The organism is Microbacterium sp. Be9 (assembly GCF_011754135.1).
Taxonomy (GTDB): Bacteria; Actinomycetota; Actinomycetes; order Actinomycetales; family Microbacteriaceae; genus Microbacterium; species Microbacterium maritypicum_A.
In genome coordinates this window covers 1,117,250-1,133,118 of sequence record NZ_WNWT01000006.1, presented here as the reverse complement: position 1 = coordinate 1,133,118, position 15,869 = coordinate 1,117,250, and the positions used below count along the sequence as shown (strand labels likewise).

Annotated in this window: 17 protein-coding genes; 9 read left to right on the top strand and 8 right to left on the bottom strand. The window is 68.4% G+C overall.

Annotated elements, in window-relative coordinates; genetic code table 11:
* Window positions 1-20: 20 nt before the first annotated feature.
* On the top strand, window positions 21-1,133 hold the full coding sequence (gene serC, locus GLO27_RS16500; RefSeq protein WP_029258663.1) for a phosphoserine transaminase: 1,113 nt from the start codon (window positions 21-23) through the stop codon (window positions 1,131-1,133).
* A 10-nt stretch (window positions 1,134-1,143) separates the two neighbouring features.
* On the opposite strand, the gene GLO27_RS16495 is transcribed toward serC, so the two are convergent.
* Both GLO27_RS16495 and GLO27_RS16490 read right to left on the bottom strand, forming a co-directional pair.
* Window positions 1,144-1,758: a DUF3027 domain-containing protein gene (locus GLO27_RS16495; protein ID WP_167255753.1), complete on the bottom strand. Its 615-nt coding sequence runs from the start codon at window positions 1,756-1,758 to the stop codon at window positions 1,144-1,146.
* Entirely contained in the window at window positions 1,742-2,122 is a 381-nt protein-coding gene (locus GLO27_RS16490; protein WP_021200010.1) for a cold shock domain-containing protein, read from the bottom strand. The genes GLO27_RS16495 and GLO27_RS16490 overlap by 17 nt, the downstream gene beginning before the upstream one ends.
* A gap of 117 nt (window positions 2,123-2,239) precedes the next feature.
* Between GLO27_RS16490 and GLO27_RS16485 the strand changes: the two genes are divergently transcribed.
* The 3 genes from GLO27_RS16485 to GLO27_RS16475 are packed head-to-tail and all read left to right on the top strand — an operon-like array spanning window position 2,240 to window position 5,912.
* A complete protein-coding gene (locus tag GLO27_RS16485) occupies window positions 2,240-2,515 on the top strand; it encodes a hypothetical protein (protein ID WP_021200011.1) in 276 nt (91 codons plus the stop codon).
* A 10-nt stretch (window positions 2,516-2,525) separates the two neighbouring features.
* Window positions 2,526-4,235, top strand: a complete 1,710-nt coding sequence (locus GLO27_RS16480; RefSeq protein ID WP_167255751.1) for a helicase-associated domain-containing protein — start codon at window positions 2,526-2,528, stop codon at window positions 4,233-4,235.
* Between the two features lie 36 nt (window positions 4,236-4,271).
* Window positions 4,272-5,912 (top strand): DNA repair helicase XPB, encoded by a 1,641-nt coding sequence (locus GLO27_RS16475; RefSeq protein WP_021199048.1) that lies wholly within the window; start codon window positions 4,272-4,274, stop codon window positions 5,910-5,912.
* 10 nt (window positions 5,913-5,922) lie between these two features.
* Here the strand turns inward: GLO27_RS16475 and GLO27_RS16470 are convergent, their stop codons facing one another.
* On the bottom strand, window positions 5,923-6,990 hold the full coding sequence (locus GLO27_RS16470; protein WP_167255749.1) for a type II CAAX endopeptidase family protein: 1,068 nt from the start codon (window positions 6,988-6,990) through the stop codon (window positions 5,923-5,925).
* 175 nt (window positions 6,991-7,165) lie between these two features.
* On the opposite strand from GLO27_RS16470, the gene GLO27_RS16465 reads away from it, so the two are divergent.
* The 3 genes from GLO27_RS16465 (at window position 7,166) to GLO27_RS16455 (ending at window position 10,043) form a co-directional block, all read left to right on the top strand.
* Window positions 7,166-7,858 carry a response regulator transcription factor gene (locus GLO27_RS16465; RefSeq protein ID WP_021199050.1) on the top strand — a complete coding sequence of 231 codons (693 nt, stop codon included), beginning with the start codon at window positions 7,166-7,168 and terminating at the stop codon, window positions 7,856-7,858.
* A 61-nt stretch (window positions 7,859-7,919) separates the two neighbouring features.
* Window positions 7,920-9,614 carry an ATP-binding protein gene (locus GLO27_RS16460; protein ID WP_021199051.1) on the top strand — a complete coding sequence of 565 codons (1,695 nt, stop codon included), beginning with the start codon at window positions 7,920-7,922 and terminating at the stop codon, window positions 9,612-9,614.
* Window positions 9,615-9,755: 141 nt separating this feature from the next.
* A complete protein-coding gene (locus GLO27_RS16455) occupies window positions 9,756-10,043 on the top strand; it encodes a WXG100 family type VII secretion target (RefSeq protein WP_021199052.1) in 288 nt (95 codons plus the stop codon).
* A gap of 66 nt (window positions 10,044-10,109) precedes the next feature.
* Here the strand turns inward: GLO27_RS16455 and groL are convergent, their stop codons facing one another.
* The 4 genes from groL to GLO27_RS16435 form a co-directional block, all read right to left on the bottom strand.
* On the bottom strand, window positions 10,110-11,729 hold the full coding sequence (gene groL / locus GLO27_RS16450; protein ID WP_021199053.1) for a chaperonin GroEL: 1,620 nt from the start codon (window positions 11,727-11,729) through the stop codon (window positions 10,110-10,112).
* A 124-nt stretch (window positions 11,730-11,853) separates the two neighbouring features.
* Window positions 11,854-12,432, bottom strand: coding sequence for a LytR C-terminal domain-containing protein (locus tag GLO27_RS16445; RefSeq protein ID WP_021199054.1), 579 nt, complete (start codon window positions 12,430-12,432; stop codon window positions 11,854-11,856).
* Window positions 12,433-12,513: 81 nt separating this feature from the next.
* Complete coding sequence (locus tag GLO27_RS16440) at window positions 12,514-12,771, bottom strand: DUF3263 domain-containing protein (protein WP_021199055.1); 258 nt, start codon at window positions 12,769-12,771, stop codon at window positions 12,514-12,516.
* A 9-nt stretch (window positions 12,772-12,780) separates the two neighbouring features.
* Entirely contained in the window at window positions 12,781-13,773 is a 993-nt protein-coding gene (locus GLO27_RS16435) for a DUF2332 domain-containing protein (protein WP_021199056.1), read from the bottom strand.
* 71 nt (window positions 13,774-13,844) lie between these two features.
* Between GLO27_RS16435 and msrB the strand changes: the two genes are divergently transcribed.
* A complete protein-coding gene (msrB, locus tag GLO27_RS16430) occupies window positions 13,845-14,249 on the top strand; it encodes a peptide-methionine (R)-S-oxide reductase MsrB (protein WP_021199057.1) in 405 nt (134 codons plus the stop codon).
* Window positions 14,246-14,893 (top strand): nitroreductase family protein, encoded by a 648-nt coding sequence (locus GLO27_RS16425; protein ID WP_021199058.1) that lies wholly within the window; start codon window positions 14,246-14,248, stop codon window positions 14,891-14,893. Before msrB ends, GLO27_RS16425 begins: the two co-directional genes overlap by 4 nt.
* 4 nt (window positions 14,894-14,897) lie before the next feature.
* Here GLO27_RS16425 and GLO27_RS16420 read toward each other — a convergent pair whose 3' ends face one another.
* Window positions 14,898-15,809 carry a DMT family transporter gene (locus tag GLO27_RS16420; RefSeq protein ID WP_031206933.1) on the bottom strand — a complete coding sequence of 304 codons (912 nt, stop codon included), beginning with the start codon at window positions 15,807-15,809 and terminating at the stop codon, window positions 14,898-14,900.
* Window positions 15,810-15,869: the final 60 nt, after the last annotated feature.

Below are 15,869 nucleotides of genomic sequence, written 5' to 3'. Positions count from 1 at the left end.
GCGCCCCCTAGAATCGACGCATGGCGATCGAGATTCCCCGTGACCTCCTGCCCATCGACGGCCGCTTCGGCTGCGGTCCCTCGAAGGTGCGCCCTGCGCAGCTCGAGGCGCTGGTCACGTCGGGAGCCTCGATCCTGGGGACATCCCATCGACAGGCGCCCGTGAAGAACCTCGTCGGCAGCATCCGCGAGCAGCTCGCCGCTCTGTTCCGCATTCCCGAGGGATACGAGATCATCCTGGGCAACGGCGGATCGACGGCCTTCTGGGACGCTGCGGCCTTCGGCCTCATCGAGCAGCGCAGCCAGAACCTCGTCTTCGGCGAGTTCGGCGGGAAGTTCGCCGCTTCCGCAGGCGCCCCCTGGCTCGAGGCGCCCGATGTGCGCAAGGCCGAGCCCGGTTCGCTCACCGTCGCCGAGGTCGTGGAGGGCGTGGATGTGTACGCCTGGCCGCACAACGAGACCTCGACCGGCGTCGCCGCTCCGATCCAGCGCATAGCCGCCGACGGCGCCCTGACCGTCATCGATGCGACGAGTGCCGCGGGAGGCATCGACTTCGACGCCGCTCAGGCCGACGTGTACTACTTCGCGCCGCAGAAGAACCTCGGCTCCGACGGCGGCCTGTGGTTCGCCGCGGTCTCGCCGGCTGCCGTCGAGCGCATCGAGCGCATCGCGGCATCGGGTCGCTACATCCCGGAGTTCCTGAGCCTGAAGAACGCGGTCGACAACTCGCGCCTCAACCAGACGCTGAACACCCCCGCGCTCACGACCCTGCACCTCCTCGACAACCAGCTCCGCTGGATCCTCGACAACGGCGGGCTCGGCTGGGCGGCCGCACGCACCTCCGAGTCGTCTTCGGTGCTGTACGACTGGGCCGAGGCGTCTTCGGTCGCCACGCCCTTCGTCACGGACGCGTCGCACCGCTCCCCCGTGGTCGCGACGATCGACTTCGACGACAGCATCGACGCCGCGGCGATCGCCAAGGCCCTCCGCGCCAACGGCATCGTCGACACGGAGCCGTATCGGAAGCTCGGGCGCAACCAGCTGCGGGTGGCGACGTTCGTCTCGATCGAGCCGGATGACGTGCGCCAACTGACCCGATCGATCGAGTATGTCCTGGAGAACCTGGGCGCCTGAGCGCCCGGCGTCACTCCTCCTCGTCGACCTCGCCGGCGTCCTCATCGAGGGCGTCGGCGTCGTCGTCGGACTCTTCGTCTTCCGACTCTTCGTCGTCGGACTCCTCGTCGTCGGCGGCGCCCTCATCGAGTTCGTCGATGTCGACGCCGTCCAGGTCGCCGGCGTGCAGGATGTCGGCCTCACCGTCGTCATCGTCATCGTCATCGTCGAGGTCGTCGTCCTCGAGGACACCGTCCTCGTCGGCGTCGAGCGCTTCCTCGCCGGCTGCGTCGTCCCCGGCGGCGGCGGCCGCCTCGGCGAGTTCGACCTGATGCGCGCGGTACTCGGCGAGACGCTCGGCCCACGGCACCCACTCCGGGGCCAGGAGAGCGCCGTCACCGGGAAGGAGCTCGACCTCGAGTACCGTCGGTTCCTCGCCTTCGACGCGAGCGACGGTCACCGTCCAGTACCACCCCGGGTAGCCGGCGAGCCGGTTCTCGAAGCGCAGCGACACCGACCCGTCGTCCTCGGCGAGATATCCGGCGGCGGGGCCGACGGTGGACGCCGGAGTGATCTCGGCCAGCGCGGCCAGCGCGAGATCATGGGCGTCGAGGAGACGCGCGTCGGCGTCAGGCTTCGAGGTCATCAGCGACCTTGCGCAGGACGGCCGCGATCTTGCGACCCTGAGCGGAGGAGGGGTAGCGTCCACGGCGCAGATCCCCGCCGATGCCGTCGAGGAGCTTCACGAGGTCCTCGACGATGATGGCCATGTCGTCAGCCGGCTTGCGCTTGGCCTTCGAGAGGCTGGGCGGCGCTTCGAGCACACGTACCGACAGCGCCTGCAGCCCGCGCTTGCCGTCGGCCACGCCGAACTCCACGCGCGCACCGGCCTTCACCGCGGTGCCGGCAGGCATCGCGGAGGCGTGCAGGAAGACGTCCTGGCCGTCATCGCTGGCGATGAAGCCGAAACCCTTGTCTTCGTCGTAGAACCTGACCTTGCCGGTGGGCATGGGAGAACCTCGCTGAGATCGATATGCAGAACAGTGGACGCGCTCGTGCGCGTGTCCCCAGCCTACCGGTCGCGGCGCGCGCAGAGCAGAAGCCTCAGTGCGAGTAGGCTGATGCGGATGAGCACGCAGAACTCGGAACCGGAGGTTCCCATCCGCCGGCTGGATCGCATCCTGGCGTTCACCGCGCTCGGAATCGCCGCCGCGTCAGTGGTGTGCTTCTTCGCGATCATCATCGGCACGGCGCTCGGGATGGGGCAGGCCGCATTCGGCGAGGGTATCTGGCCCGTGATCGCCGCGATCCCCTATTGGGGACTGCCGGTGGCGTTCCTCATGATCATCACGCTCCTGACGATGAGCTTCATCCGGAAGGGCCGCGCGTCGTCGCGTTCCTGAGGCCACGCCCATGAGCACTCACGCGCGACCGCTGGCCGATTGGCTGGCGGCGGCGCGCGACGAAGACCTCCTCCGCCTCTTCGCGGCACGGGCCGTGCGCGCCGACGCCCCGTGGCACGACTTCTTCGACGCCGCCGAGGCACTGCTCGATCCGGCGTCGCTGTCGCGTGTCCTGCCCGCGCTCACGGCATCCGAAGCGCGCGCGTTGCTCGACGCCGCGTCCGGCGGCGAAGCCGGGCGGGACCGGGAACAGCTAACGGCGCTCGCACTGCTCCGCCCGGACGGCACCCCCTATCCACCGGTCGTGACCGCGATCGCCGGGCGCTCGATCCCCCTCCCGCCCGCCGCGGCACCGGCGTCTCCGTCCTCGGAGACCGCCGCGGCGCACGCGGCGGAGCGGGCCTTCACGACAGTGGCCGTCCTCGCCGACCTGCTCCTGATCGCGAGGGAGAGCCCCTTCGCCCTCCTCACCGGCGGCGGCGTCAGCGCGGGTGAGAAGCGCCAGCTGGCGGAGGCCGGCGTCCCCACCGAGATCGTCGACACCCTCGCCGCGATCGCCCTCCAGGCCGGGCTCGCCGTGTCCGCGGACCGGCGGCTGCGATCGAGCCAGTCCGCAGAGGAATGGCTGCGTTCGTCGGCAGCGGACCGATGGGCTGTCTTGGTCACCGCATTCCGGGACGCCCTTCCCCGTGGTGTCCGTTCCGCAGGCGGCGGATGGGTTCCTCCGGAGGCCTGGCCGTTCGCCCACCCCTGGGATCCCACCTGGGCCGAGCGTGCGCACGTCCTGCAGGATGCGGCCGCGCTCCTCGGCCTGATCGCCGAAGACGGCACCGAACCCGCATGGGCGGTGAGCCTGCGACGCGGAGGCGACGCGGAGGCCGAGGCTCTCGCGCGACTGCTGCCGGCCGAGGTCGATCGCATCTTCCTGCAGAACGACCTGACCGCGATCGCACCGGGTCCGCTGCAGCCGGCGCTGGATGTGCGGCTGCGCACGATCGCCGCCCGTGAGTCCGCGGCCCAGGCGTCGTCGTACCGTTTCACCTCCGAGTCCGTGGCGCACGCGTTCGTCGCCGGCGAGACCGAGGCGTCGATCCTCGATTTCCTCACCTCCGTCTCCCTCACGGGAATCCCGCAGCCCCTCGGCTACCTGATCGCGCAGACAGCGCAGCGTCACGGACTCGTCCGCGTCTCGACGGACGACGAGACCGGCCGCACGCGGATCGAGAGCTCCGACGCTCACCTCATCCAGGCGATGGCGGTGGACCAGTCGCTGCGTCCGCTGGCTCTGTCGGCGCATCTCGATTCCCTGACCACACGCGTCGGACGCGACACGGTGTACTGGGCTCTCACGGACGCGCGGTACCCCGCGACGCTCGTCGGCCCCGACGGATCCCTCCTGGTGCGGGAGCGCCACCCCGCTCCCCCTGCCCCCGCTCCGAGCGGAGACTCCACAGACCTCATGCCGCTGATCACGCGGCTCCGGTCCCACCAGGGGCCCGATGCCGACGCCGCGTGGCTCGACCGCGAGCTCGAAGCCGCCGTGCGGGCGAAGTCGGTCCTCGAAGTCACGGTGGGGATGCCGGACGGGTCCACCCGACAGCTCCTCCTGGAAGCGACCGGGATGGGCGGTGGCCGACTCCGCGGGCGCGACCGTGCAGCCGATGTCGAACGGACACTTCCCGTGTCGAGCATCCTCACAGCGACGATCGTCGCGTCATAGGCCTCGCACCCCGCACGACCGCTAAACTGGTGAGCTATGTCTGATGGCCCCCTGATCGTCCAGAGCGATCGCACCGTGCTGCTCGAAGTCGCCCATGCCGATGCCGAGAGCGCCCGGCATGAACTGGCGATCTTCGCCGAACTGGAACGGGCTCCCGAGCACATCCACACGTACCGGATCACGCGTCTGGGTCTGTGGAACGCCCGCGCCGCAGGGCACACCGCCGAGGACATGCTCGAGACGCTGGACCGCTGGTCGCGCTTCCCGGTGCCACCCTCGGTTTCCGTCGATCTGCGCGAGACCGTCAACCGTTACGGGCGTCTGGTCATCGAACGCGATGAGGAGGGAACGCTCATCCTGCGCTCCTCCGACCCCGCGGTGCTGGCGCAGGTCGCGAACAACAAGCGCATCCAGCCGCTGCTCATCGGGCACCCGACACCGGAGACGTTCGTCGTCGATGCCTGGGCGCGCGGGCAGATCAAACAGGAGCTGTTGAAGATCGGCTGGCCCGCCGAAGACCTCGCCGGGTACACCCCGGGCACCCCGCACGACATCGACCTCGCCGAGGACGGCTGGCACATCCGTCCCTACCAGCAGGATGCCGTCGACGCCTTCGCGAAGGACGGATCGGGCGTGGTCGTGCTGCCCTGCGGTGCCGGCAAGACGATCGTGGGCGCCGGCGCGATGGCCGCGACCAAGACGACGACGCTGATCCTCGTCACGAACACGGTGTCGGCGCGGCAGTGGCGCGACGAACTGCTCAAGCGCACCAGTCTGACCCCCGAGGAGATCGGCGAGTACTCGGGCCAGGCGAAAGAGGTCAAGCCCGTCACCATCGCGACCTACCAGATCCTCACCGCGAAGCGCAAAGGCGAGTACGCCCACCTGGCGTTGCTCGACGCGCTCGACTGGGGGCTCATCGTGTACGACGAGGTCCACCTGCTCCCCGCGCCGGTTTTCAAGCTGACCGCCGACTTGCAGGCGCGCCGCCGCATCGGCCTCACCGCCACCCTCGTGCGCGAGGACGGTCGCGAGGGCGACGTCTTCAGCCTGATCGGCCCGAAGCGCTTCGACGCCCCCTGGAAGCAGATCGAAGCGCAGGGCTTCATCTCCCCCGCCGCCTGCTACGAGGTGCGCGTCGATCTGCCGCCGGACGACCGGCTCGAGTACGCCGCGGCGACCGACGATGAGCGGTATCGTCTCGCGGCGTCCGCCCCGGCGAAGGTCCAGGCCGTGCGCGAGCTCATCGCGAAGCACGAGGGCGAACGCATCCTCGTGATCGGGCAGTACCTCGATCAGCTCGAGTCGCTCTCCGAGGCCCTGAACGCCCCGCAGATCACCGGCGCGACCCCGGTCGACGAGCGCGAAGAGCTCTACCGTGCGTTCCGTGAAGGCGACATCTCGCTGCTCGTGGTGTCGAAAGTGGCGAACTTCTCGATCGACCTTCCCGAGGCTTCCGTCGCGATCCAGGTGTCCGGGTCGTTCGGATCGCGTCAGGAGGAAGCCCAGCGTCTGGGCCGCCTGCTGCGCCCGAAGCAGTCGGGCCACACCGCGAGCTTCTACACCCTCGTGGCCCGCGACACCATCGACCAGGACTACGCCCAGAACCGTCAGCGCTTCCTGGCCGAGCAGGGCTACAGCTACACGATCATGGACTCGGACGCGATCGCTGCCTGACCTCGGGAGATCATGCTCCGGTGGTGCGGCCGTGCAGTACGCCGCCCAGTCGATGGGTTCCGAGCACTCCGGCCGGCGCTGATGCGGCCCGGGCCGTGCGTGCGATCCCGAGCCTTGCAGCCCAGCGGTCGGCGAGCAGGGCGTAGACGACCATGGCCAGTGCCGAGGCGAGCAGGTCGACGGCGGTCCCCGAAGTCGCGTTGGCATCGACCAGCGTGACGGATCCGAGCAGGAAGATGAGCACGTTGTTGACGATGTGCAGAGAGATCGCGGCTTCGAGTCCCCCCGTACGCCAGGTCAGCCAGGCGGCGACGATCGCGAACATGCCCACGCTCGCCGCACCCCAGATGTCGTAGCCGTGACCGAGCACGAACAGCGGCACGGGCAGCAGGATCGCGAAGGCGGGATGACGGAGCCAGCTCCCGACCAACTGCATCAGGTATCCGCGGAACACATACTCCTCCGCGGCGGCTTGAAAAGGGATGAGCAGCAGCACGAGCAGCACCATCGTCCAGAGCCCGGGGTGGGAGAAGTCCGCGACGACCGCATCGCCGCTCAGGGCCGCCCCGCCCAGCAACACAGCGAAGTAGACGGCGAACACGGCGAGCGCCAGCAGCAGGCTCTTTCCGAGCCACCCCATCCGCAGCCGTCCGGTGACCGACGACAGCAGCCCCACACCGCGACCCTCCACCATGCGCGAGGCCAGCAGCAGTGCGGGGATCATCAGGATCAGCGGCAGCACCAGTGCGACGAGCAGCCACGGCCGGTCGAGGTCGAAGAACTGCGAGGTGGTGAGGAGCGTCTGCGATTCGACACCCCACCCGGGGACGAACATCGACACGATGGCCAACGGCACGATCACGATCACGAGGATCGCGACGTAGAGGGCGATGCCGACGAGTCCGGTCAGCAGCATGCGCCACCAGCGATACCGCGGACGCAGATGCGCCAGCCGATGATAGGCGACCTGATCGAAATCAGGCGCGTCCGGCAGGGTGACGGTGCTTCCGGGGGCTTCAGGGCTTCCGGGGGCTTCAGGGCTTCCGGGGGCACCGGTGACGTCCTCGTTCCAGCTCATGCATCGATCCTCCCCCGTGCACCTGTGCGGCGCATCCACCCCCGGGACGATCTCGCTCCTCCGGACTGTGCACGCAGCATCGGAGGATGCGTGCGCACGCTTCCCGAAGGGGCGACTCCACGCCGTTCCGCACAATAGTCAGCATCCCCATGGCCGAAGTCACCATAATGGGGACATGACTGCTCCGCGCATCCTGGTCGTCGACGACGAACCCAACATCCGCGACCTGCTCTCCACGGGTCTCAGCTTCGCCGGATTCCAGGTGAAGACGGTCGCCAACGGCGCCGCCACGATCTCGGCCGTCCTCGAAGAGGAACCCGACCTCATCATCCTGGACGTCATGCTGCCCGACATGAACGGGTTCAGCGTGACCAAGCGCCTCCGCGGTGCGGGATTCACGGCGCCCATCCTGTTCCTCACGGCGAAGGACGGCACCGAGGACAAGATCGAGGGACTCAACGCGGGTGGCGACGACTACGTCACCAAGCCCTTCAGCCTCGACGAGATCGTCGCCAGGGCTCAGGCCATCCTCCGCCGTACGATGCAGGCCGACGAGGAGTCGATCATCCGCGCCGGCGAGCTGTCCATGGACCAGGACACGCACGACGTTCATGTCGGCAAGGAACCGATCGAGCTGAGCCCGACCGAGTTCAAGCTGCTGCGCTACCTGATGCTCAACCCCAACCGCGTGCTGTCGAAGGCGCAGATCCTCGACCACGTGTGGGAGTACGACTTCAACGGTGACGCCGGCATCGTCGAGAGTTACATCTCCTACCTGCGTCGCAAGATCGACCCGCACACCGAGGAGTCGCTCATCCAGACCAAGCGCGGCTTCGGCTACATGCTGAAGGTCGGCAAGACGGTCTGACGACCACCGCACCACCAACGACGCCGCCTCGCGGCGCAGCCGCCGCACCGGGGAGGACCGCATGGCGCACAAGCCCGATGCGGTCACCGGCTGGTGGCGGCGCATCAGCCTTCGGGCCAAGGTCACCGGCGTCACGGTGGCGGTGCTGGCGCTCGGGCTGCTCGTCGCGGGTATCGGCACGGTGCCGATCCTGCGCAACGCCCTGGTCGCGAACATCGATGCCCAGTTGCCCGCCCTGGTCTCGAGCGATCTCGTCGACCGCTACTTCGACACGGTGACGGTCGACGGCGTCACCACCTACAGCCCGCGCGATGAGCAGCCTCGAGACTTCTCCTTCGCGATCTACGATGCGACGGGTGAACTCCGCGCCACGGCACGAGGCACTTCAGGCCAGGCGCCTCTCTTCCCCTCTCAGTACTCGCTCGCGAAGGCGACCGCCAACACGGATCAGATCCCGCTCGAGATGACGGGAGCCGAAGGCGAGCTGTTCCACGCGGCGGTCGCCGTCGTCCCCTCGGAAGGCGGTGTCCTGCGCATCCAGTTGGTCGCTCTTCCTCTCGCACCCGCCGATCGCATCATCAGCCAGTACTTCGGCATCTACATCTCGATCGCCCTGATCACGATCCTGATCGCCGCACTGCTCACGCGCGGGCTCGTGACACTCACGTTCCGCAGGCTCGGTCAGGTCGAGGCCACCGCCATGTCGATCGCGGCCGGCGACTTCCGGCAGCGGCTGACCGACCTCGAGCCGACCACCGAGGTCGGCCGGCTGAACACCGCCATCAACACGATGCTCGACCGGGTCGATCGCTCGCTCGCACAGCGGGACCGCACCGTGCAGCACATGCGGCGCTTCATCGGCGATGCGAGCCACGAGCTGCGCACCCCCCTGGTGAGCGTGCGCGGCTACGCGGAGCTCTACCGCATGGGCGCGATCAAGGGCGAGGAGGACACGGCGCGGGCCATGGAGCGCATCGAGAAGGAAGCGATCAGGATGGGGGTCCTGGTGGAGGACCTCCTCGCTCTCGCCCGGCTCGACGAGGAGCGCGAACCGGAGATCGTCCCCCTCGACCTACGGCCGATCGCGCGGGATGCAGCGCTCGATCTGCGTGCCGCGGCCCCCGGCCGGACCGTGACGGTGATCGACCGCACCGCGGACAGCAAGACCGCGGTACCTTTGCACGAGATCCCACCGCTCCAACCGCCGCAGCCGCCGACGCCGCGAGGCCTCTCCCGAGCCACGCTCTCGCGTCTTCGCCGACGCCCACGGCAGCCGGACCAGACTCCCGCGATCGACTTCACCGAAGTTCCCGATCTGCCCGTGCGCACCCCGCCGATCGTGCTCGGCGAAGAGAACAAGGTCCGCCAGGTCGTCACGAATCTCCTGGGCAATGCGCGCCGCTTCTCCCCCGAGGACGGGCCGATCGAGATCGTGGTCGACTCCGACCGGGCGGCCGGCACCGCGAGCATCGCGATCGTCGATCACGGCGAGGGCATCCCACCGCAGATCCGGGAGCAGATCTTCGAACGCTTCTGGCGTGCCGACACCTCCCGCGCGCGGGAGACCGGAGGCTCCGGCCTCGGACTCGCGATCGTCGCGTCGATCCTGAAAGCGCTCCACGGCGGCGTCGATGTATCGGAGACTCCGGGTGGGGGTGCGACGTTCACTGTGACTCTCCCGCTCGCACCGGCGCGCGCCACGCCTGCGCATCTCCTCGAAGACACGCAGCCTCTGGATCGACTCGACCTGCCGTAGCGGCCGTTCCGACGCCGGGCGCTTTCTGCACCGCCTGCCCGGCTGCCCCGTTGCTCACAGCGCACGGGATGACAGCGACCCGGAGAGGATACGGACGCCGACGCTCGCTTAGCCTCGGAACCCCTACGAGAAGGAGTTCCCATGTCTGTCTTCACCGTCGACACCGAGGCCGTCTACGCGGCCCACGGCGCCACCCGCGCAACGATCGAGCGCTTGCAGGGCGAGTCCGCGACTCTGATGGCGCAGCTCCGACAGCTGCAGTCGACGTGGTCCGGCACGGCATCCCATGCTTTCCAGACGTGCGCCGAGCAGTGGCAGGGCGCGCAGCTCCATGTGGAGCAGGTGCTCGAATCGATCGGAACGTCGCTCGGCGCGGTCGCGACCCAGTACGCAGACGCCGATCAGTACTCGGCCAGCCTGTTCCGCTGACGCACACGCGTATCGACGCAGAACGCCCCCGGCCGAAGCCGGGGGCGTTCTGTCATGAGAGCAGGATCAGAAGTCCATGCCACCCGACGGGTCACCCATGGGAGCAGCGGCCTTCTCCGGCTTGTCAGCGACGACGACCTCGGTGGTGAGGAACAGCGCCGCGATCGAGGCTGCGTTCTGCAGCGCCGAGCGGGTCACCTTCGCGGGGTCGATGATGCCGGCGCCGAACATGTCGACGTACTCGCCCGTAGCCGCGTTCAGGCCCTGGCCCGCGGGGAGCTCGGCGACCTTGTTCGCGACGACACCGGCCTCGAGACCGGCGTTCAGCGCGATCTGCTTCAGCGGAGCCTGGATCGCGACGCGGACGATGTTCGCGCCGGTCGCCTCGTCACCCGTGAGCGAGAGCGCGTCGAGCGCCTTCGTTCCGGACTGGATGAGCGCGACGCCACCACCGGGGACGATGCCCTCCTCGACGGCCGCCTTCGCGTTGCGGACAGCGTCCTCGATGCGGTGCTTGCGCTCCTTGAGCTCGACCTCGGTCGCGGCTCCGGCCTTGATGACGGCCACACCACCGGCGAGCTTCGCCAGGCGCTCCTGCAGCTTCTCGCGGTCGTAGTCGCTGTCGGTGTTCTCGATCTCGCGACGGATCTGCGTGACGCGACCCTCGATCTGGTCTGCCTCACCGGCACCCTCGACGATCGTGGTCTCGTCCTTGGTGACGATGACCTTGCGCGCACGACCCAGCAGGTCGAGCGTGGCGTTCTCGAGCTTGAGGCCGACCTCTTCGGTGATGACCTGTCCACCGGTGAGGATCGCGATGTCCTGCAGCTGCGCCTTGCGGCGGTCGCCGAAGCCGGGAGCCTTGACGGCGACCGACTTGAAGATGCCCTTGAGCTTGTTCAGGACGAGCGTCGCGAGAGCCTCGCCCTCGACGTCCTCGGCGATGATGACGAGTTCCTTGCCGTCCTGGATCACCTTGTCGACGATGGGCAGGAGGTCCTTGATGTTGGAGACCTTCTGGTTCGCGATGAGGATGTACGGGTCCTCGAAGACAGCCTCCTGGCGCTCCGGGTCCGTGACGAAGTACGGGTTCAGGTAGCCCTTGTCGAAGCGCATGCCCTCGGTGAGCTCGAGCTCGGTACCGAACGTCTGCGACTCCTCGACGGTGACGACGCCTTCCTTGCCGACCTTGTCGATCGCCTCGGCGATGAGCTCGCCGATCGCGGGGTCAGCAGCGGAGATGGAAGCCGTGGCAGCGATCTGCTCCTTCGAGTCGATCTCCTTGGCGCTGGCGAGCAGCTCCTCGGTGATCGCGGCGACGGCCTTCTCGATGCCGCGCTTGAGCGAGATGGGGTCGGCGCCGGCTGCGACGTTGCGCAGACCCTCGCGGACCAGAGCCTGAGCGAGGACCGTGGCGGTCGTGGTGCCATCACCTGCGACGTCGTCGGTCTTCTTGGCGACCTCCTTGACGAGCTCCGCGCCGATCTTCTCGTACGGGTCGTCCAGCTCGATCTCCTTGGCGATGGAGACACCGTCGTTCGTGATCGTGGGGGCTCCCCACTTCTTCTCGAGAACGACGTTGCGGCCACGCGGGCCGAGGGTGACCTTGACCGCGTCGGCGAGGATGTTCAGGCCGCGCTCGAGGCCGCGGCGGGCCTCCTCATCGAAAGCAATGATCTTTGCCATGAGTTTTTTCGTCCCTCCTGGACGTAGACGTTGGGTTTAGCACTCAGAGTAAGAGAGTGCTAACGCCATTCTGGCACTCGACACCTTCGAGTGCAAGCCGCCGGAGGAGTGGCGCACGCGGAGGTCAGGGGGCCGGGGTCTCCCCGGGCGTCTCGGGCGCGGAACTCGATCGATCGAGGCCGATCACCACCGTGAACTGCTTCAGACCGTCCTCCGTCTGACCGGAGTAATAGTCGCTCTGCTGCACGGCAGCGCCACCGAGGAGGTTCGCCAATCCGATCGCGGCGAGCTCATCCTCATCGTTGACGTAGAAGACGGTGGTGGTGGCGAAGTCCTGACTCGAGCTGTCTCCGGCGAAGACGATGTCCGGCGCCCATCCATTGTTGACGAGGACGTCCCGCATCTGCGTGTCGAGCCCCTCGTCCGGCGTGCCGTTGAGGATCATCACGGAGACCGAGGTGTCCACCACACCCGTCTCGACCGGAGTGGGGACCGGCGTGGACGCCGCCTCGGGAAAGAGCGAGATGCGCCCCATCACCACGAGGGAACCGAAGATCCCGGCGATGATGAGGACGAGGGCGGCGACGAAGGACCAGAGCAGCACGACCCAGCCGTTCATCCCCGGAGCTTCGGCGCGATGCGCTCCCACACGTCCGGAGGAACGGGGAACGTCATCGAAGCGATCGCGGGAGGGCTTGGACACCCCTCGATGCTAGCGTCACCTTCCTGGCATTCCGATCCGCGGCGCGGAACACCCGATTCGGGAAGCCGCCGACGGCTCTTCTCAGCCGACGAAACCCGGTGTGCGAGCCGAGCGCTGCCTGGCGCGTGAATCCCGGATGCGGCGCAGCCGCCGCACCAGCATCGGATCGTACTCCAGAGCGGCTTCCGACTCGATGAGCCGCCCGAGGAGCTGGTAATAGCGGGCCGAACTCATGCCCAGCTGGGCGCGGATGACTTCTTCCTTGGCTGAGCCGTGCCGCGGCCAGGCGACCTCGATGGCGAGGATCGCGCGATCGCGCTCCGTCAGGTCTCCGAGCATGAGTCCAGGTTAGGACGCGACGGTCGAGGGAGACGTTCGCCACTCCCACCAGCCTCCGAGGGGATCAGCGGCGGCGCGCACCCTCCCGTCGATGGCGACGACGAAGCCCGGCCAGCCGTCCGCATCCACCGACGGCACCCAGACGTCGAGCGCGCCCGGCGGATCGATCGTGATCCAGCGGGCGTCCAGCGCTGCTATGCGGGCGACCAGCGCGTTCCGCTGCGCTCGCGGGATGTGCACCAGCACTCCGGGCGTGGTGATGACGAGCGTGGCATTCCCAGGCGCGGCAGCCGCCAGGGCATCGATGCGTTCCAGAGCGTCTCCGACGAGGAGCAGTGCGGGATCGGAGGCCGCGATCTCGAGCGCAGCATCGATCCGCTGCTCCCGTCCCTCCTCACCCGGCCACACGAGTCCCCGCAGCCATCCCCGGTCACGTGGGTCGGCCGCGTCGAGCGGCGCCAGATCGATGCCCGCCCGCCACGCCACCTGCGGCATCCGCAGCGGGGGCATCGCGCCGGTCACCCGGCTCTCCAGCACGACGGTCGACGGTCCCTCCACGGGATCAAGGCCGACGCGGAGCGCACCCTCTTCATCGACGAAGCGGTACGAGTACCTGTCGGGATAGAGACACAGCCCGGCGGAGGCTCCGATCTCGAGCAACGCGATCGGACCCTCGATCTCGGACAGCACGGGAAGCAGCGCGGCGAGGCGCAGCGGTTCGTTCGTCTGCAGGCTGCGACGGGCGCATTCCGCCACGACCTCGTCGGCGTTGCGCAGCACGAAGTCCCGCCACTGCGGATAACCGGCGAGCTCGGCCCCAAGCAGACGGGTGACGGCGAACACGAGGGGCGGCTGCCTCCGGGTCTCGGGAATCCGCAGCAGGATGCGCCTCACCTCGACATCGGCCGCCACGCCGGCCGCCCATTCCGCGTACAGCGCGCTGCGGCCGGGGGCCTCGTCACGGGCGAATCGTGCGTATCGTTCCTGCACGGCATCCGTCATGCGTCCATTCTGACCCGGAGCACCCGATACCCCGTCGCACGGGGGAGAATGGACGGGACTCAGGAGGACACATGTCGTACAGCGTGGACAAGACCGAAGAAGAATGGCGCGAGGAGCTCGGCGAAGAGCAGTACGCGGTGCTGCGCCAGGCCGCGACCGAGCGGGCCTGGACCGGCGAGCTGCTCGATGAGGAGCGGGCGGGCCTGTACACCTGTGGCGCATGCGATGCCGAACTCTTCAAGAGCGGCACGAAGTTCGACTCCGGATGCGGATGGCCGAGCTTCTACGAGTCGATCCGCCCCGATGCGGTCGAACTCATCGAGGACGACAGCCTCGGGATGGTGCGCACCGAGGTGCGCTGCGCCAACTGCGGATCGCACCTCGGCCATGTCTTCCCCGACGGATTCGGCACGCCGACCGGCGACCGCTACTGCATGAACTCGATCGCACTGAACTTCACTCCCGAAGCCTCGTGAGCGCCCTCGACGCTGTCCTGGCACGGCAGTCCTGGTCGAAGGTCGAAGACACCGCCCCGACTCGCGACGAACTTCTCACGTTCATCTCGGCGGCCGGCCGTGTGGCCGATCATTCTTCTCTGCGCCCCTGGCGGCTGATCGAACTCCGCGGCGCGGATCGCGAGGTGCTGGGCGCGGCGATCGCCGAAGCCCAGGGCGACTCCTCGCCCTCGTCGAAGCCGCTTCGTGCCCCTCTGCTCATCGCCGTCGTCGCCAGTTACCGGAAGAGCGAGAAGGTACCACGTTGGGAACAGGAGGCCGTCGCCTCCGGTGTCGCCCACATGCTGAGCCTGCTCCTCGACGAAGCGGGGTGGGGCGTCATCTGGCGCACCGGCCACTACACGCGCGCGAAGGCGGTCGCCAGAGCTCACGGCCTCGCCGAGAACGAGGAGCTCCTCGGCTGGCTGTATGTGGGAGGCAAGCCCGAAGACAAGAAGCCCGGTCGGCGCAAGTCCGTCGATGCACGCACACTCGTCACGCGCATGCCGCACGCGAATACCGAGAATGCCCCGAAGACGGCGACGAACACCGAGAAGGTGAAGAAGGTGAAGAAGGCCAAGAAGGCCAAGAAAGCGGAGAAGGCGAAGAAGGCCGAGAAGAAGTAACCCCTCAGCGGCGACGCGGCCACGGAACCGCGACCACCACCGACGCGACGGCCACGACGACCATCGCGAGCACCTGCCAGAGCGCTGGTCCGGCCGCGGGCGGCCACATGAGGTCGATCACGACCGACGTGACCAATTGCCCGAGCACCGACCCCAGGCCCATGAGCAGCACCCCGGTCTGCGCCACAATGAACGTGCCGAGGAGGATGTAGGAGGCACCAAGGAACCCTCCGAGGTACAGCCAGGGCTCGGTGGGAAGCCCCGCCGGTGCGCCGCGGAACGCGATGCTCACCCCGGATGCCAGGGCGAGCACCACGGTGCCGGCGATGAAGCTCATCAGAGTGGCGGCGAGGGGCGAACGCGCCCGCTGGGCCAGGCGCCCGTTGGTCGCTGCCTGCCAGGCGATCCCGACACCCGCGGCGAACGGGAGCAGCAGCATCCACAGCGGCGCGGTGGCCAGCACGTCGCCGGAGAGCGAGATGCCGACCGCGGCGAGCGCGAGCAGCCCCCCGAGCACCCGCCCTGGCGTGACCGCCACGACTCCTGCGGGCCCGAATCCGATCCGATCGAGCACGAGGCCGTGAACGGTCTGCCCCGCCACCACACCGACGGTGAACAGGGAGACGCCGAGCACACCGGCGGTGAGACCTTGCGTCGAGACGGTGAGTGCGCCACACGCTCCCCCGAGCAGCATCCAGACGGGGATCGTCTGGTGTCGGATGCCGCTCCACAGGCGTGCGACGCCTCGCCGAGCCGACGGGAGGGCGGAGATCACGACGGCGAGCGCCACGAGTCCCACGGAGAACGAGAGGAAGCCGGCGACGATCCCATCGTCGACGCGCACACCGAGCACCCCGTTGATCCGCGCCTGGATCGCCGTCATGACACCGATCGCGACCGCTCCTCCGAGGGCCAGCGGAGCGGGAAGTCGACGGGTCTCTGGCACCTGTCGACCCTACCCGAGCCGCCGCCCGCT

Bases quoted from the DNA above. Each gene is read 5' to 3' on its own strand.
- serC (WP_029258663.1), top strand. From the start codon at position 21: ATGGCGATCGAGATTCCCCGTGACCTCCTGCCCATCGACGGCCGCTTC.
- GLO27_RS16495 (WP_167255753.1), bottom strand. From the start codon at position 1,758: ATGACCTCGAAGCCTGACGCCGACGCGCGTCTCCTCGACGCCCATGAT.
- GLO27_RS16490 (WP_021200010.1), bottom strand. From the start codon at position 2,122: ATGCCCACCGGCAAGGTCAGGTTCTACGACGAAGACAAGGGTTTCGGC.
- GLO27_RS16485 (WP_021200011.1), top strand. From the start codon at position 2,240: ATGAGCACGCAGAACTCGGAACCGGAGGTTCCCATCCGCCGGCTGGAT.
- GLO27_RS16480 (WP_167255751.1), top strand. From the start codon at position 2,526: ATGAGCACTCACGCGCGACCGCTGGCCGATTGGCTGGCGGCGGCGCGC.
- GLO27_RS16475 (WP_021199048.1), top strand. From the start codon at position 4,272: ATGTCTGATGGCCCCCTGATCGTCCAGAGCGATCGCACCGTGCTGCTC.
- GLO27_RS16470 (WP_167255749.1), bottom strand. From the start codon at position 6,990: ATGAGCTGGAACGAGGACGTCACCGGTGCCCCCGGAAGCCCTGAAGCC.
- GLO27_RS16465 (WP_021199050.1), top strand. From the start codon at position 7,166: ATGACTGCTCCGCGCATCCTGGTCGTCGACGACGAACCCAACATCCGC.
- GLO27_RS16460 (WP_021199051.1), top strand. From the start codon at position 7,920: ATGGCGCACAAGCCCGATGCGGTCACCGGCTGGTGGCGGCGCATCAGC.
- GLO27_RS16455 (WP_021199052.1), top strand. From the start codon at position 9,756: ATGTCTGTCTTCACCGTCGACACCGAGGCCGTCTACGCGGCCCACGGC.
- groL (WP_021199053.1), bottom strand. From the start codon at position 11,729: ATGGCAAAGATCATTGCTTTCGATGAGGAGGCCCGCCGCGGCCTCGAG.
- GLO27_RS16440 (WP_021199055.1), bottom strand. From the start codon at position 12,771: ATGCTCGGAGACCTGACGGAGCGCGATCGCGCGATCCTCGCCATCGAG.
- GLO27_RS16435 (WP_021199056.1), bottom strand. From the start codon at position 13,773: ATGACGGATGCCGTGCAGGAACGATACGCACGATTCGCCCGTGACGAG.
- msrB (WP_021199057.1), top strand. From the start codon at position 13,845: ATGTCGTACAGCGTGGACAAGACCGAAGAAGAATGGCGCGAGGAGCTC.